19 protein-coding genes are annotated in these 14,622 nt (G+C 73.5%); 5 read left to right on the top strand and 14 right to left on the bottom strand.

What is annotated here, in order from left to right; translation table 11 throughout:
• The first annotated feature begins 21 nt into the window (after positions 1-21).
• Positions 22-789, top strand: coding sequence for an alpha/beta fold hydrolase (locus BN6_RS29370; protein WP_015103467.1), 768 nt, complete (start codon positions 22-24; stop codon positions 787-789).
• Here BN6_RS29370 and BN6_RS29375 read toward each other — a convergent pair.
• The 8 genes from BN6_RS29375 to BN6_RS29410 all read right to left on the bottom strand — a co-directional run bounded on the left by BN6_RS29375 (position 777) and on the right by BN6_RS29410 (position 8,410).
• Positions 777-1,772 (bottom strand): MBL fold metallo-hydrolase, encoded by a 996-nt coding sequence (locus tag BN6_RS29375; RefSeq protein ID WP_015103468.1) that lies wholly within the window; start codon positions 1,770-1,772, stop codon positions 777-779. The genes BN6_RS29370 and BN6_RS29375 overlap by 13 nt on opposite strands.
• A gap of 9 nt (positions 1,773-1,781) precedes the next feature.
• Positions 1,782-2,069 (bottom strand): GNAT family N-acetyltransferase, encoded by a 288-nt coding sequence (locus tag BN6_RS29380; protein ID WP_015103469.1) that lies wholly within the window; start codon positions 2,067-2,069, stop codon positions 1,782-1,784.
• 98 nt (positions 2,070-2,167) lie between these two features.
• Positions 2,168-4,174, bottom strand: a complete 2,007-nt coding sequence (locus BN6_RS49805; RefSeq protein ID WP_015103470.1) for a UvrD-helicase domain-containing protein — start codon at positions 4,172-4,174, stop codon at positions 2,168-2,170.
• A gap of 151 nt (positions 4,175-4,325) precedes the next feature.
• The gene (locus BN6_RS29390) at positions 4,326-5,132 is read right to left on the bottom strand and encodes an ABC transporter ATP-binding protein (protein ID WP_015103471.1); all 807 of its coding nucleotides are present in this window, start codon (positions 5,130-5,132) and stop codon (positions 4,326-4,328) included.
• Between the two features lie 21 nt (positions 5,133-5,153).
• Entirely contained in the window at positions 5,154-5,441 is a 288-nt protein-coding gene (locus BN6_RS29395) for an ABC transporter substrate-binding protein (RefSeq protein WP_015103472.1), read from the bottom strand.
• Positions 5,442-5,590: 149 nt separating this feature from the next.
• Positions 5,591-6,919, bottom strand: coding sequence for a lysine N(6)-hydroxylase/L-ornithine N(5)-oxygenase family protein (locus BN6_RS29400; RefSeq protein ID WP_015103473.1), 1,329 nt, complete (start codon positions 6,917-6,919; stop codon positions 5,591-5,593).
• A 326-nt stretch (positions 6,920-7,245) separates the two neighbouring features.
• Positions 7,246-7,821, bottom strand: coding sequence for a hypothetical protein (locus BN6_RS29405; RefSeq protein ID WP_015103474.1), 576 nt, complete (start codon positions 7,819-7,821; stop codon positions 7,246-7,248).
• A gap of 22 nt (positions 7,822-7,843) precedes the next feature.
• Positions 7,844-8,410 carry a TetR/AcrR family transcriptional regulator gene (locus BN6_RS29410; RefSeq protein ID WP_015103475.1) on the bottom strand — a complete coding sequence of 189 codons (567 nt, stop codon included), beginning with the start codon at positions 8,408-8,410 and terminating at the stop codon, positions 7,844-7,846.
• A 66-nt stretch (positions 8,411-8,476) separates the two neighbouring features.
• Here BN6_RS29410 and BN6_RS29415 point away from each other — a divergent pair, with 66 nt between their 5' ends.
• The gene (locus BN6_RS29415) at positions 8,477-8,971 is read left to right on the top strand and encodes an FBP domain-containing protein (protein WP_041314480.1); all 495 of its coding nucleotides are present in this window, start codon (positions 8,477-8,479) and stop codon (positions 8,969-8,971) included.
• Between the two features lie 171 nt (positions 8,972-9,142).
• Here BN6_RS29415 and BN6_RS29420 read toward each other — a convergent pair whose 3' ends face one another.
• Positions 9,143-9,379, bottom strand: coding sequence for a hypothetical protein (locus BN6_RS29420; protein WP_015103477.1), 237 nt, complete (start codon positions 9,377-9,379; stop codon positions 9,143-9,145).
• A 148-nt stretch (positions 9,380-9,527) separates the two neighbouring features.
• Here BN6_RS29420 and BN6_RS48180 point away from each other — a divergent pair, with 148 nt between their 5' ends.
• The 3 genes from BN6_RS48180 to BN6_RS29430 are packed head-to-tail and all read left to right on the top strand — an operon-like array spanning position 9,528 to position 10,722.
• A complete protein-coding gene (locus BN6_RS48180) occupies positions 9,528-9,797 on the top strand; it encodes a hypothetical protein (RefSeq protein ID WP_197540208.1) in 270 nt (89 codons plus the stop codon).
• Positions 9,794-10,000 (top strand): MOSC domain-containing protein, encoded by a 207-nt coding sequence (locus BN6_RS48185; RefSeq protein WP_197540209.1) that lies wholly within the window; start codon positions 9,794-9,796, stop codon positions 9,998-10,000. Before BN6_RS48180 ends, BN6_RS48185 begins: the two co-directional genes overlap by 4 nt.
• A gap of 2 nt (positions 10,001-10,002) precedes the next feature.
• Positions 10,003-10,722: an SDR family NAD(P)-dependent oxidoreductase gene (locus BN6_RS29430; RefSeq protein ID WP_015103480.1), complete on the top strand. Its 720-nt coding sequence runs from the start codon at positions 10,003-10,005 to the stop codon at positions 10,720-10,722.
• Positions 10,723-10,805: 83 nt separating this feature from the next.
• Here the strand turns inward: BN6_RS29430 and pcaC are convergent, their stop codons facing one another.
• From pcaC to pcaH, 5 genes are read right to left on the bottom strand one after another with little or no spacing between them, the layout of a single operon-like run.
• Positions 10,806-11,210, bottom strand: coding sequence for a 4-carboxymuconolactone decarboxylase (gene pcaC / locus BN6_RS29435; protein ID WP_015103481.1), 405 nt, complete (start codon positions 11,208-11,210; stop codon positions 10,806-10,808).
• Positions 11,207-11,959 (bottom strand): 3-oxoadipate enol-lactonase, encoded by a 753-nt coding sequence (gene pcaD / locus BN6_RS29440; protein WP_015103482.1) that lies wholly within the window; start codon positions 11,957-11,959, stop codon positions 11,207-11,209. Before pcaD ends, pcaC begins: the two co-directional genes overlap by 4 nt.
• On the bottom strand, positions 11,956-13,296 hold the full coding sequence (gene pcaB, locus BN6_RS29445; protein WP_015103483.1) for a 3-carboxy-cis,cis-muconate cycloisomerase: 1,341 nt from the start codon (positions 13,294-13,296) through the stop codon (positions 11,956-11,958). Before pcaB ends, pcaD begins: the two co-directional genes overlap by 4 nt.
• Positions 13,271-13,831 (bottom strand): protocatechuate 3,4-dioxygenase subunit alpha, encoded by a 561-nt coding sequence (gene pcaG, locus BN6_RS29450; protein ID WP_015103484.1) that lies wholly within the window; start codon positions 13,829-13,831, stop codon positions 13,271-13,273. Before pcaG ends, pcaB begins: the two co-directional genes overlap by 26 nt.
• Complete coding sequence (gene pcaH / locus BN6_RS29455) at positions 13,824-14,549, bottom strand: protocatechuate 3,4-dioxygenase subunit beta (RefSeq protein ID WP_041318547.1); 726 nt, start codon at positions 14,547-14,549, stop codon at positions 13,824-13,826. The genes pcaG and pcaH overlap by 8 nt, the downstream gene beginning before the upstream one ends.
• Positions 14,550-14,622 lie beyond the last annotated feature (73 nt).

Consider the following 14,622-nt stretch of genomic DNA (forward strand, 5'->3'; position numbering starts at 1 on the left):
TCCCAGCCGAGGAGGCTCCCGATGTCCGCAGCGACCTCGTCCGACGGCACCGCGATCGGCTGCACCCGCACCGGCTCCGGGCCCGCGCTGGTCCTGGTCGACGCGGCGACCTGCCACCGCGCGGCCGGCCCGATGCCGGCCCTGGCGGACGCGCTGGCCTCCCGGTTCACCGTCTACACCTACGACCGGCGCGGCCGCGGCGAGAGCGGCGACACGCCGCCGTACGCGATCACCCGCGAGGTGGAGGACCTGGCGGCGGTGATCGCGCTGGCGGGCGGATCGGCGTTCGTGCACGGCTTCTCCTCCGGCGCGGTGCTCGCCCTGCACGCCGCCGCGCAGGGCCTGCCGATCCGGGCGCTGTCGCTGCTGGAACCGCCGTACGACGAGTCGCCGGCGGTGGACGAGGAGCTGGCCGCCGCGCTCACCGGGCTGATCGGGCAGGGCCGGCGCGGCGACGCCGTCGAGCACTTCCAGGCGGCGATCGGCGTGCCGGCGGAGCTGGTCGCCGGGATGCGGCGGTCACCGGGGTGGCCGGCGCTGGAGGCGTTGGCGCACACCCTCGCCTACGACCTGCTGATCACCGGGACCCCGGTCGACCTGGGCGCGGTCCGCGTGCCGGTGCTGGTCGTGGACAGCGCGGGCACGGACGCGCGGCTGCGCGCGTGGGCGGACGGGGTGGCCGCCCGGCTGCCGGCCGCGGCCCGCCGCACGCTGCCCGGCGAGTGGCACGGCGTCGCGCCCGAGGTGCTGGCCCCCGTCCTGGCCGAGCACTTCGGTCAGGCCGAGTAGCGCCGCACCCCGTCGGCGTCGACGGCGGTCAGCAGGCCGCGCCGGACCAGCACGTCGAGGTGGGCGGCGGTCTCGCCGGTCGCCAGCACCTGGTTGAACAGGTCGAGCTCGGCGAACCGGCGCTGCCGGCGGGTCCAGCCGAGCCGGCGGGCGGTCTCGTGGGCGGTGGAGGTGCCCGCGCCGATCGCGGCCAGCGAGGCGGCCAGCCGCTCCTCGTGGTGGGCGAGCAGTTCGTCCACCCGGGCGTGGCTGGAGTCGGTCACCGGGCCGTGCGCGGGCAGCAGCCGCAGGTCCGGGTAGGAGCGGACCAGGCGCAGCGAGTCCAGGTAGTCGCCCAGCGGGAGTTCCGGCCGGACCGGCTCGAACCCGATGGACGGCGTGATGTGCGGCAGCACGTGGTCGCCGGCGAACAGCAGCGACGACTCGGAGTCCACGAACACCACGTGCCCGCGGGTGTGGCCAGGCGTCGGCAGGACGTGCAGGACGCGCTTCTCCAGCCCGAGGTCGCTCTCGGTGAGCCACTCGTCGGGCTCCTCGTAGTCGAGTTCCTCGTCCCGCACCGCCGACCACGCCGCCCGCCACTTCGGCACCAGCTCGCTCGCGCCCCACGAGACGAGGTCGGCGAACCGCTCGTCCCGGGAGCGGGCGAGCACCCTGTTCAGCGACGGCTGCTCGCCCAGGCCGAGCGCGACCCGGGTGCCGAACCGGCGGCGCAGGCTGATCGCCATCGTGTAGTGGTCCCGGTGCACGTGGGTGACCAGGAACCGGCGGATGTCGGAGAAGTCGCGGCCCAGCGCGGCCAGCGCCGACTCCAGGGCGGTCTCCGCCTCGGCGAGGGCCCACCCGGAGTCGACCAGGACGAGCCCGGAGCCGTCCTCGATCGCGTAGGCGTTGACGGTGCGCAGCCCGTCGTTCGGCAGCGGCAGCGGAATCCGGTGCACACCGGGCGCGACCTCGAAGACTCCGGGTTCGGTCCACTCCATGCCCGGATACTACTTCCCGGTAACCTCGGCCAGTTCAGGGTGCTTGTCCAGGTAGCCGGCCACGAACGGGCACTGCGGGACCACGGCGAGGCCGCGTTCGCGCGCCGCCAGCAACGCGTGCTTCACCAGCCTGCTGCCCAGGCCCTTGCCCTCGATCGCCACCTCGGTGTGGGTGAAGGTGATGCGGCCGGGTTCCAGGGCGTACTCGGCGAACCCGCCCGGCTCGCCGTCGAGGAAGACCTCGAAGCGCGACTCGGCGGGGTTGTCGGACACGGTCACGTCCACGTCGGATGCCACTGCGGGGATCCCTCCGGGTTCGGCGGTGGTTCTCACCGTGGTCAACACCCGCCGGGCCGGCCGGAATTCCGGCGCGCGGAATCCCGGCCGGCGACGGGTCAGGTCCGGCGCACCACGACCAGGTGCCGGGTGGCCCGGGTCAGCGCCACGTACCGCTCGGCCGCCGTCATCCGCTCGGGCTCGACCACCACGACGGTGTCGAACTCCAGCCCCTTCGACGCCCGCGGCGTCAGCGGCCCGTCCACCGAGATCACCGCGAACGTCCCGGGCCCGGCGACCAGCCGGGACACCACCGCCAGGTCGTCGACCAGCATCTCCACCGGCGGCTCGCCGCGGCGCACCGAGGTGGGCAGCTCGGCGGCCGGGTCGACCTCGGCCAGCGCCGGGGCGGCGTAGCGCATGATCGCCGCCGGGGTCCGGTAGTTGACCGTCAGCCGGCGGTACACCCACCGGGTGCGGACGTACGGCGCGAGCAGCGCCTCCCAGGACCGCGCGCCGGCGTCGGCCTGCCGCTGCGCGAGGTCGCCGACGATGGTCATGGACCGGTTGGGGCTGCGCCGCATCAGCACCCGCCAGTCCATCTCGGACAGCTCCTGGGCCTCGTCCACCACGACGTGCCCGTAGGTCCACTCGCGGTCGCCCGCCGCGCGCTCGGCGAGCGTGCGGTGGTCGGGGGCCTCGTGCCGGTCGGCCAGCCACTCGGCGTCGACCAGGTCGACGGCCCGCAGCTCGTCCTCGTGCATCGCCTCGTCGGTGTCGATCACCTCCAGCACCCCCCTGGCGTACTCCACCTCCAGCGCGCGGTCCCGCTCGGCGACCCGCTCCGCCTCACCGGACGTGCCGAGCAGCTCGGCGGCCTCGTCCAGCAGCGGCACGTCGGAGACCGTCCACCCGCGACCGTCCTCCCGGTGCAGCTCCGGGTAGCCGAGCGCGAAGCACCGGCCCTCGTACAGGTCGGCCAGCAGGGTCCGCGCGGTCAGCGCCGGCCACAGGGCGTCGACGACCCCGGTCAGGTCGGCGCTGCCCGCCAGCTCGCGCCGGACGTCGACGGCGAGCTCCGGCCAGTCCTCGCCGATCAGGGTCAGCGCGGGCGCCACGAGCACGTCGGCCAGCGCGTCGCGGAACACCTGGCGGGCCTCGTTGTGCCGCAGCCCGCAGGTCCGGGCCCGGTCACGGGCGACCGCCGCGACGGCGGCGTCCACGAAGACGGTCACGTCCTCCAGCTCGACCGGCAGCGGCTCGTCGGGCAGCTCCTGGCGGTCGGCCACCGCCTCGCGCACCAGCGCGACGGCCGAGCGCCCGCCCTTGAGGCCCTGCAACTCCGGGGTGTCCTCGCGGGTGGTCCGGACGCCGGGGAACAGCTCGCCCGGGGTCGCGAACACCACGTCGGTCTCGCCCAGCGACGGCAGCACGTCGCCGATGTAGTCCACGAAGCCCGGGTTGGGCCCGACGACCAGCACGCCCTGCCGGGACAGCCGGTCCCGCTGGGTGTAGAGCAGGTAGGCGACGCGGTGCAGGGCGACGGCGGTCTTGCCGGTGCCGGGCCCGCCCTCGATCACCAGCACGCCCCGGTGGTCGAGCCGGATGACCTCGTCCTGCTCGGCCTGGATGGTGGCCACGATGTCCCGCATGGTGTCCGAGCGGGGAGCGTTCAGCGCGGCCAGCAGGGTCGTCCCGTCGAACCGGAGTTCGTCGTCGTGGAAGCTTTCCAAGCACCGTCCGCGGGTGCGGAAATGCCTCCGCCGGACGAGTCCTTCCGGGTGTGCGCCGGTGGCGGTGTAGAACGGTCGGGCGATCGGCGCGCGCCAGTCGGTGAGCAGCGGCCGGTAATCGTCGGCCGGGTCGAGCAGGCCCACCCGGCCGATGTAGGTGCGGTGCCCGTCGGCGTGGTCGGTGCGCCCGAAGCACAGCCCCTGGTCGGCCACGGTCAGGCGGCTGACCTGGTCGGACAGCGTCCGGACGGCGACTTCGCGGTGCCACCGCCGCTCGTGCGGGTCGAGCAGGGCGGCAGCCAGTTCGGCCTTCGCGGCGGCCCGCTCCAGATCGAGCCGCGCGTAGAGCGAAGCGATTGTTTCCTGTTCCGTGGACAATTCCCCTGTGGTCACGCTTGCCCCCTGTGATACACTGGGTTATATCGTTTCCACCCATTTCGGGTGAAGTAACCCCTATTTGTACCACAGGGTTGTGGACGCGCGCGATCCCATTCGCCGGACCACTCATTTTCGGTAATCGGCGAACAGGTGCGCGCGTCGTCCTTCAGCCGGCGACCGGCACCCGCCGGCGGCGCAGCGGCACGATCAGCGGGGTCTCGGTCTCCGGGTCCGCGATGACCCGGCAGGGCAGTCCGAACACGTCCTCGACCAGTTCCGCGGTCACGATGTCGCCGGGCCGGCCCTGCGCGACCACCCCCTCGCCGGGCTTCATCGCGATCAGGTGGGTGGCGTAGCGGCAGGCCTGGTTCAGGTCGTGCAGCACGGCGACGAGCGTGTGCCCGCCGTCCTCGTGCAGGTCCGCGCACAGGTCGAGCACCTCGATCTGGTGCGCGATGTCGAGGAACGTGGTCGGCTCGTCGAGCAGCAGGATCGGCGTCTCCTGGGCCAGCACCATGGCCAGCCACACCCGCTGCCGCTGACCGCCGGACAGTTCGTCCACCAAACGGTCGGCCAGGTCCTGCACGTTGGTCAGCCGCATGGCCCGCGAGGTGGTCTCCTCGTCCTGCACCGACCACTGGCGCAGCAGCCGCTGGTGCGGGTACCGGCCGCGGGCGACCAGCTCGCCGACGGTGATGCCGCCGGGCGCGATGGAGGTCTGCGGGAGCAGGCCGAGCCGGCGGGCGACCTCCTTGGAGCGGTAGGCCGAGATCGCCTGGCCGTCCAGGTAGACGGTGCCGGCGCGCGGCTTGAGCATCCGCGCCAACGCCTTGAGCACGGTGGACTTGCCGCACGCGTTGGGTCCGACGATCACGGTGAACGACCCGTCCGGGATCTCCACGTCGAGCGCGGCGGCCACCAGGCGCTCGTCGTAGGCCAGTGTGAGGTTCTCCGCGTGCAGGCGGGTCGTCATCGCCCGTTCCCCTTTCGCCACTCATGGGCCAGCAGCCACATCAGGTACAGACCGCCGATCGCCCCGGTGGCGATGCCGACCGGTGGTCGACGAAGGCCCGCGCTCGCCGACGATCTCCGGCTGCGCGCCGCCCCAGAGGTCCTTGGTCCAAGGCCAGTTGCCGTACGGGCGCTCCTTGGACCAGTCCACGACACCGACCGGCTTGACGCCCAGTGCGAGCACCGAGTCCTGGTCGGACAGGCCGAGCGTGACCACCTTGGCCGGCGCGGCCTCGACCTCCGTCCGGCCGTACTCGTGCTCGACGGTCACCGGGAAGGCCCCGCCGGCGGACGGCGACCGTCGCGACCGCGAGCAGCCTGGGCTTCGTGGACATGTGCGGCGGACCCCTTGCCTGGCGTGCGGGAACTGCGGCACGGCGGAACGTGCCGGGAACCGGGCCGGTGCCCGGACGGGACGACTCAGACAGGACGGGCGGCGCTCACGGCGTACGCGGGCTGCACCGGGACCGACGGCGGGCGGCGGTCGAGCACGGACTGGAGGATCTCCCCCACCCGCACCGACGTGTTGGACAGCAGCGACGACGAGATGCCGTGCGTGTGCTCCGTGCCGCCTTGCAGGTAGATGCCGCCGAGCACGGCGTCGTCGGTCTCCAGCCGGTAGTCGCGGCCGATCCGCAGCCGGTCCAGCTCGTCGTGCCGGCAGCGGGCGGCCAGGTCGCCCAGCAGGCCGGTGGGGTCGGCCTCGCGGTAGCCGGTGGCGTAGACGACGGCGTCCGCGTCGAGCGTGGTGCGCGAGCCGTCGGACAGCGACTCGACCGTCACCCGCACGCCGTCCTGGTGCTCGTCGAGCTCGGCGACGCGGGACAGGTTCAGCAGCCGGAGCCGCTGCGCGCCGAGGACCTTCTCCCGGTAGACCCGGCGGTAGAGCTCGGCGATCAGGTCGTTGTCGACCACCGCGTAATTGGTGTTGGCGTGGTAGTCCATCAGCCGCCGCTTGACGTCCTCGGGCGCGGTGTAGAAGTCGTCCACGGCCGCCGGGTCGAAGATCCGGTTCGCGAACGGGCTGTCGTCGGCCGGGCTGTAGCCGTAGCGGGCGAACACCGCGCACACCTCGGCGTCGCGGAACTTGTCGTGCAGGAAGGCGGCCACCTCCGCGCCGCTCTGCCCCGCGCCCACCACGACCAGCCGGCGCGGGTCCTCCAGCGCCGTCACCCGGTGCAGGAAGTCGCGGTTGTGCCAGACCCGGTCGGACGGGGTCACGCCGTCGGGCAGGCAGGCCCGCAAACCCGTTGCCAGCACGAGGTTGCGGGCCCGCCGGACCTCCACCTCGCCGGCCGGGGTCCGGGACGTGACGTCGAAGTGGGTGACCACGCCGCCCTCCGCGACGGGCGCCACCGACACCACGTCGTGGTCGTAGGACACCAGGTCGTCCACCTTGCCGGCGGCCCACTCGAAGTAGTCGTGGAACTCCACCCGCAGCGGGAACATGTTCTTGTGGTTGATGAAGTCGACCAACCGGCCCTGGCCGTGCAGGTAGTTCAGGAAGCTGAAGGAGCTGCTCGGGTTGCGCAACGTCACCAGGTCCTTGAGGAAGGACACCTGCATGGTCGCGTCGTCGATCAACATGCCGCGGTGCCAGCCGAACCGGCGCTGGCGCTCCAGGAAGTGGGCCGTGACCACGTCTTCGGGGCGCGCGGTGGCGTTGTACTCGGTGACGGCGATCGCGAGCGCCAGGTTCGACGGACCGAAGCCGACGCCGAGGACGTCGAAGACAGGTGGCTGTGGCATGACTGTCCCATCGGTGCGACAACAGGGAGTGATCGAACTTCGGTTACCCTAACCTAAGTTCTGCACGCATGGGAGTGATCCGGACCTCTCCGCTGGTTAGGGTAGCCTCACCTGCCGGTCGGCGGAAGGGGCGTCGCACGGGTGAATGCGGTACTCGGGCGCGGACGCTCCCCACGCCCCCGGCCCGATCCGATGGGCCAACCGGACGAAGCCGCCCCGCGCCACGCGGCCGACGTCCGTCTCGTCACACCGCTCCGGGGGCGCGGTCCACGCTGCGGACGGCCGTGAACCTTCTGTCCACAATGGATTGGGCCGGCGGTGGCCGGCTAGTGCGCGAGGTGCCAGTGCGGCCCGCCGTTGCGGGTCAACGGGATCCCGGTGCGGGTCGCCAGCTCCCGTGCGGCGTCGCCGATCCGCGTGCCGGACAGCGTGCGCCCGCCGGCGTCCACCAGGGCCGCCGGCCGGGTCGCCGCCCGGAACGCCCGCCACACCTCGGCCGTCTGCTCGCCCAGCACGCGGTGCACCTCGGGCCCGACCTCCGGTTCGGACCAGCGCACGGCGAGCCGCCCGCAGCCGAACACCTCGTCGCGGACGCGCGAGCGGAGCAGTTGCACGATCGCCGCGTGCGGGAGGTCGGGGTCGGTGACCACGCCGTCGGTCACCTCGACAGCGTCCGGGGCGGCGGCACCGGCCGGCAGCAGCAGGAACGCCTGGACGCCGCCGCAGCCGACGGCCGCTTCGACGGTGGCGTGCAGGTGTACCTGGTGCAGGCCCACCGGACCGGGTTGGCTGCACATCCACGCGGCGGGCAGGACTTCGCCGATCCGCCGCCCGACTTGCGCCTCGTCCTCGGGCAGCAGCCACAGGTCGGTCGTCTTGGTGCGGGAACCGGGGTGGGGCACACCGCAGAGGATGCCAGGCAGGTCAGGCGGGCCAGTCGGTCAGCACCGAGTCGAGCACGTCCAGCGCCCGTGACCACGACACGTCCGCACCGCGCGGGTGGTGGCCGAACCCGCCCGCCGCCTCCAGGCTGACGTACCCGTGGAACGTGCTGTGCAGCAGTCGCACCGCGTCGGTCTGGTCCGGTTCGGACAGCCGGTAGCCGCGCAGGATCGTCCGGGTCAGGTCGGAGTGCCGCCGGGCCGCGCTCGCCTCCGCCACGTCCGGGTCCAGCCGGTACTGCGCGGCGGCGTACCGGCCGGGGTACTGCCGGGCGTAGTCGCGGTAGGCGTCGGCGAACGCCACCAGCGCGTCCTTGCCCGCCCGGCCGGCGAGCGCCTCGGCGGCGCGGTCGGCCAGCTCCGCCAGCGCCAGCACGGCCACCCGCGAGCGGAGGTCGTGGGCGCTGCTGATGTGCGAGTAGAGGCTCGCGTCCTTGACGCCGAACCGGCGGGCCAGCGCCGACACCGTCAGGTTCCCGAAGCCGACCTCGTCGGTCAGCTCCACCGCCGCCCGCACCAGGCGTTCGGCGGTGATCCCCGCGCGTGCCATGAGCCCCCATACCTAGAAGTGTTATTCGTTTGCCTAGTCCCTCTAGGCAAGGTTAGCGTGCCGGGCATGAGACCGGCCACCGAACGCGACATCCGCGCGTCGTTCGTCAACTGCACCAAGGGCGAGGCGAAGCGCCTGGCCGTGCCCCGCGACCTCGACGCGCGACCGTGGGACGACCTCGACTTCCTCGGCTGGCAGGACCCGGCCTCCAGCGAGCGCGCCTACCTCGTCACCGAGTCCGGCGACGGGTTCGTGGGCATCGCGCTGCGCCGGGCCGCACCGCGCGCCGGGCAGGTGCGGCGCAGCATGTGCTCGTTGTGCCTGACCACGCACCTCGGCGGCGGCGTCAGCCTGATGACCGCGCGCAAGGCCGGCAAGGAGGGCCAGCAGGGCAACTCGGTGGGCGCGTACTTCTGCACCGACCTGGCGTGCTCGCTGTACCTGCGCGGCAAGAAGGACGCCGGGCCGGGCGGGCGGTTCCACGAGTCGCTCCCGCTCGACCGGCTGATCGAGCGCACCACCGCCAACCTGGCCGCGTTCCTCTCCCGCGTCACCGCCTGACGCGGCACGGCCCGACGCAGCACGGCCCGACGCGGCACGGCCCGACGCGGCACGGCCCGACGCGGCACGGCCCGACGCGGCACGGCCGGACGCGCCGGCGGTCGTGGCCGGGTTTGCGCTCGGTCGCGGGTACGGCGGTCGCGCCGCCGTGCCCGCGGGGTCGAGATCCGGTCAGGCGAGCAGGGCACGACCTGCCGGAGTCAGCTCCGCCGGCGACCACTGTCCGTGACCGTTCAGCTCGACTGGTCGGACCAATCCGGCGTGCGCCAGTTGGCGGGTCGTGGCCTGGTCGCTGCACAGCAACCCGTCCACCCGAAGGTCGGGTTCCTGACTGTGAGTCACCTCGGCGCGCCCGGCCGCGATGGCCCGCAGCATCGCCCGCGCCCGATGGGTCAATTCGTCGTCCATGATCTTTCACCGTTGTCCGCAGGGTTTTACATCCTGGTTATCGCCGTGACCACCCCAAGTCTTACCGATTATCGTCGACGACATGGGATCAGTTGTAGCCGTGAGTCGTAGCGCGGAGTACACATTCACAAAACCCAACGAGGACCACGTGCGGCTGGTCGCCGGTTTCGGCGTAACGGGTGACGCCCACGCGGGGGAACTGGTGAAGCACAGGTCGCGCGTGCGCCGTGACCCTGCGCAACCGAACCTGCGCCAAGTTCACCTGATGCACGCCGAGTTGCACGACGAGCTGAATTCCCTGGGTTTCGACGTCGCCGCAGGTCAGCTCGGCGAGAACAGCACCACCCGGGACGTCGACCTGCTCGGCCTGCCCACCGGTCCCTGCTGCGGCTGGGCGCGGACGCGGTGGTCGAGGTGACCGGGCTGCGCAACCCGTGCCCGCAGATCGAGGCGTTCCGCACGGGCCTGCTCAAGCACGTGGCCGGCCGCGACGAGAGCGGTGCCGTGGTGCTGCGCGCCGGGATCATGTCCATCGTGCGGGTCGGCGGCGAAGTCCGGCCAGGTGACCCGATCGGGGTCGAGCTGCCGTCCGGGGCGCACACCCCGTTGGCCGCGGTGTAGCCGTGGACCTGGGCGGAACGGTGGTGCTGGTCACCGGCGCGAGCGGGCACATCGGGGCGGGCATCGCCCGGCGGTTCGCACGGGCCGGCGCGGAGGTCGTCGCGCACCACCACAAGGGCGAGGTGTCGCTCGACGGCGCGCTGGCGGTGCGGGCGGACCTGTCGTCACCGCAGGAGTGCGCACGGCTGGTGCGCGAAGCGGCGGCGTGGCGGGGACGGCTGGACGCGGTGGTGAACTGCGCCGGGGTGCAGCCGGTCCGCGACCTGGCCGCGATGACCGCCGACGAGTGGCAGGCGGTGCTGGACACGAACCTCACCAGCGCGTTCTCCTGCACGCAGGCGGCCGTCGAGGTGATGCGCGGAACCGGCGGCTCGATCACCCACATCGCGTCCGTCGAGGGCAGCCACCCGGCGCACGGCCACGCCCACTACAGCGCCGCGAAAGCGGGGATGATCATGTTCGCCCGCTCGGCGGCGCTGGAGTACGGCCGGTTCGGGGTGCGGGTGAACACCGTCTCGCCGGGCCTGGTCGACCGGCCCGGCCTGGCCGACGACTGGCCCGAGGGCGTCCGCCGGTGGCAGGCCGCCGCGCCGCTCGGACGGCTGGGCACGCCGGAGGACGTCGGCGACGCGTGCGTGTTCCTGGCCTCGCCGATGGCGGCTTGGATCACCGGGCACGACCTCGTGGTGGACGGCGGGATCGGCGCGCGCCCGACCTGGTGACCCGGCGGACCGCGCTCAGCGGGCCCGGTGGCCGCCGCCCGCCCGGACGTGCGACCACCTCGGCGGCCGCCCGCCGATCACGGTCACGCCTCCGGGGGTTCGGCGGACGGGGGTTCGGCCGAGAGGGGTTCGGCGAGGATCGGTTGGGCGACGGCGAACGCGCGGTTGGCGGCGGGGACGCCCGCGTAGATCGCCACCTGGAGCAGGACTTCCTTGATCTCCTCGCGGGTGAGCCCGTTGCGCAGGGCGGCGCGCACGTGCATGGCCACCTCGCCGTCGTGGCCGAGGGTCGCCAGCATCGCCAGCGTGATGCACGAGCGGGTCCGGCGGTCCAGTCCCGGCCGGGTCCAGATCGTGCCCCACGCGTAGCGGGTGATCAGGTCCTGGAAGTCGGCGGTGAACTCGTCCGTGCGCGCCACCGCGCGGTCCACGTGCTCGTCGCCGAGCACTTCCCGGCGCACCCGCATCCCGTCTTCGTGCTCGCTCACTTCAGGTGCTCCCGCAGGATCTCGGCGACGGCATCGGGTGCCTCGACGTTGGCCAGGTGGGCGGCGTCCACAACGGACAGTGACGCGCCGGGGATCGCGTCGGCGATGGCGCGCAGCGACTCCGGCGGCGTCGCCTCGTCACGCGCGCCGGCGATCACCGCCGTCGGCGCGACGATCTTCGACAGCACGGCACGCAGGTCCAGCTCCCCCAACGCCTCGCAGCACCCGGCGTAGCTCTCGTCGTCCACAGTGGACAGCATGTGCTCGAAGCGCGCCACGGTCTGCGGCGAGCGCTCGCGCAGCGCCGGGGTGAACCAGCGGGACACCACGGCCGGGGCGATCGACCCGGTGCCGTTCGCGCGCACGGCGGCGGCGCGTTCCTCCCACGGCCGCGCGGTGTCGTACGTCGCGGTGGTGCAGCACAGCACCAACCGGTCGATCCGCTCGGGCGCGTGCCCGGCCAGCCACATCCCGACCATCGCGCCCATCGACACACCGCAGTAGGACACCCGCCGCACACCCAAGGCGTCCAGCAGTTCCAGCACGTCCTCGGCCAGGTCGTCGATCCGGCGCGGGCCCCGGGACGCGGGGCTGCCGCCGTGCCCCCGGTGGTCGTAGCGCAGCACCCGGAAGCGCTCCGCCAGCTCCGGCAGCTGCGGCTCCCACAGCGCGGTGGTGGTGCCCAGCGAGTTGCCGAGCACGAGGACCGGCGCGTCGGCCGGTCCGCTCAGCTCGTGGTGCAGCGTCATCGGTCGCCCTTCCCCCGGTGCGCGGCCAGCGCCCGGTCCACGAACTCGCCCGCGCTGCCGACGTAGCCCGCCGGGTCCAGCGCCTCGTCCACCGCCTGCTCCGACAGGTCGATCCGCAGGTCGGCCAGCAGCGCCTGGCGCAGCGTGCGGCCGTTGAGCGCGGCGGCCCGGCACACCTCGGCGACCAGCTCCTGGGCCTCGGTGCGGCCGATCCGCGCGGCCAGCCGGCCCGCCACGTTCTCGGCCATCAGCAGGCCGCCGGTCAGCTCCAGGTTGCGCCGCATCCGGTCCGGGTCGACGCGCAGCCGGGACAGCAGCTCGCGCACCCCGTGCGCCGCGCCGCCGACCAGTCGCAGCAGCTCGGTGACCGTCTGCCACTCGCTGTGCCACGCGCCGGCCGCGCGTTCGTGCTCCTGCGCCATCGAGGAGAGGACCGTCGAGACCAGGCCGGGCACCCGGCGGGTGCCGGCGGTCACCAGCACCGCGCGCACCGGGTTGTGCTTGTGCGGCATGGCCGATGACGTGCCGCCCTCGCCCTCGGCGACCTCGGCCACCTCGGTCTGGGCCAGCAGCACCACGTCCTGCGCGATCTTCGCCAGCACCCCGGACACGCCGCCCAGCGCGCACGCCAGCTCCGCGACCCGGGTCCGGTCGGTGTGCCACGGCAGCAGCGGCGCGGCCAGTCCGAGCTGCGCGGCGAGCTGGTCGGTCAGGTCGGGGTCGGCGACCGCGGCCAGCGTGCCGGCCGCCCCGCCGAACTGCACGGCCAGCCGCCGCTCGCGCACCCGGTCCAGCGCGTCGGCGGCCTCGTCCACGGCCACCAGCCAGCCCGCGCACTTGAGGCCGAACGTCGTGGGCAGCGCGTGCTGCGCCAGCGTCCGGCCGGCGATCAGCGTGTCGCGGTGCCGCCGGGCCAGCCGCTCGCACTCCCCCGCCACGCCGGCCAGCGCGTCCAGGACCGGCCCCAGCGCCCGGAACGCCACCAGCGACAGCGCGGTGTCCAGCACGTCCTGGCTGGTCGCGCCGTTGTGCACGGCGGTGCGCCCCTCGGCGGTGACGTGCGCGCCGATCGCCTTGACCAGCGGCACCACCGGGGTGCCGCTGGTCAGGGCCGCCTCGCCGAGCGCGGCCGGGTCGTAGCGGCCGACGTCGATCGCGGTCACCACCATCCGGGCCGCCGCCTCGGACACGATGCCCGCCCGCGCCTGGACGATCGCGAGCGCGCGCTCGAAGTCGAGCATGGCCCGCAGCCACGCCCGGTCGGAGATCTCCGCCTCCACGGCCGGGTCGGTGAACAGCGGCCCGAACAGCTCAGACGTCGAAGAAGACGGTTTCATGCTCCCCTTGCAAGCGGATGTCGAAGTGGTAGCCGGACGGGGTGGTCGTGGCGATGAGCGTGCTGCGCGCGGCCGGGTCGGCGATCGAGCCCAGCACCGGGTCCTGCGCGTTGGCCTCCTCGTCGGGGAAGTAGATCCGGGTGACCAGCCGGACCAGCATCCCCCGGCAGAACACCGACACGTTGAGGTGCGGAGCCTCCCAGCCGTCGCCCGCGGGCAGCGGACCGGGTTTGACCGTCAGCAGGCCCCAGCGCCCGCCGGCGTCGGTGGCGGCCCGGCCGAAGCCCCGGAAATCCTTCCACCGCACCGGCCCGCGCGGGTCGTCGGGGTGGTCGAACCGGCCCTCCGGGTCGGCCTGCCAGGTCTCCACGACGGCGTCGGGCACCGGCTCGCCGGCACCGTCGAGGACCCGGCCCTCGACCCGGAACGCGCCCTCGGTGCCGTCGGGCACCACGAACGGGCCGTCCTCCCAGAACAGGCCGTTCTCGAAGAACGGGCCGACCGTCTGCGACGGCGTGGTCTGCAGCTCAGTCATCGTCGTCCTCGTCCTCCAGCGGCGTCGGGTCGGTGCCCCGCAGCACGATGTCCCACTGGTAGCCCAGCGCCCACTCCGGGATCGTGCGGTCCAGGTCGAACTTCGCGATCATCGCCTCGCGCGCCTTCGGGTCGCGCACCGAGTTGAAGATCGGGTCCTGGGAGAACAGCGGGTCGCCCGGGAAGTACATCTGGGTGATCAGCCGCTGGGTGAACGCGGTGCCGAACAGCGAGAAGTGGATGTGCGCGGGCCGCCAGGCGTTGTCGTGGTTGCGCCACGGGTACGCGCCGGGCTGGATCGTGGTGAAGGTGTAGCGGCCGTCGGCGTCGGTGATGGTGCGGCCGACGCCGGTGAAGTTCGGGTCCAGCGGCGCGGGGTGCCGGTCGCCGTCGTGCCGGTACCGGCCGCCCGCGTTGGCCTGCCACACCTCCAGCAGGGTGCCGGCGACCGGCCGGCCGTCGCCGTCGAGCACCCGGCCGGAGACGATGATCCGCTGGCCCTGCGGCTCGCCGTCGTGGCCCAGGGTCAGGTCGTTGTCGTGCGGCCCGACCCGGCCCTCGCCCAGCAGCGGCCCGGTGATCTCGCCGAGCCGCTGCGGCAGCAGCGCGAGCGGGCGGTGCGGGTGGCGGGCCTGGTTGGACCGGTAGTCCGGCCAGCTCACCGGCGGGTGCGAGGCGGTGTCCCGCCGGTAGTGCGGCGTGGTCGTGTCGAGTGGCACCGCGCCCTCCTGTTCGTTGCGCCGAGGCGGTTGCGGCCCGCCGGCCCGCACGGCACGACGGACCCGCGCGGGG

Source organism: Saccharothrix espanaensis DSM 44229, from assembly GCF_000328705.1.
Classification (GTDB): domain Bacteria; phylum Actinomycetota; class Actinomycetes; order Mycobacteriales; family Pseudonocardiaceae; genus Actinosynnema; species Actinosynnema espanaense.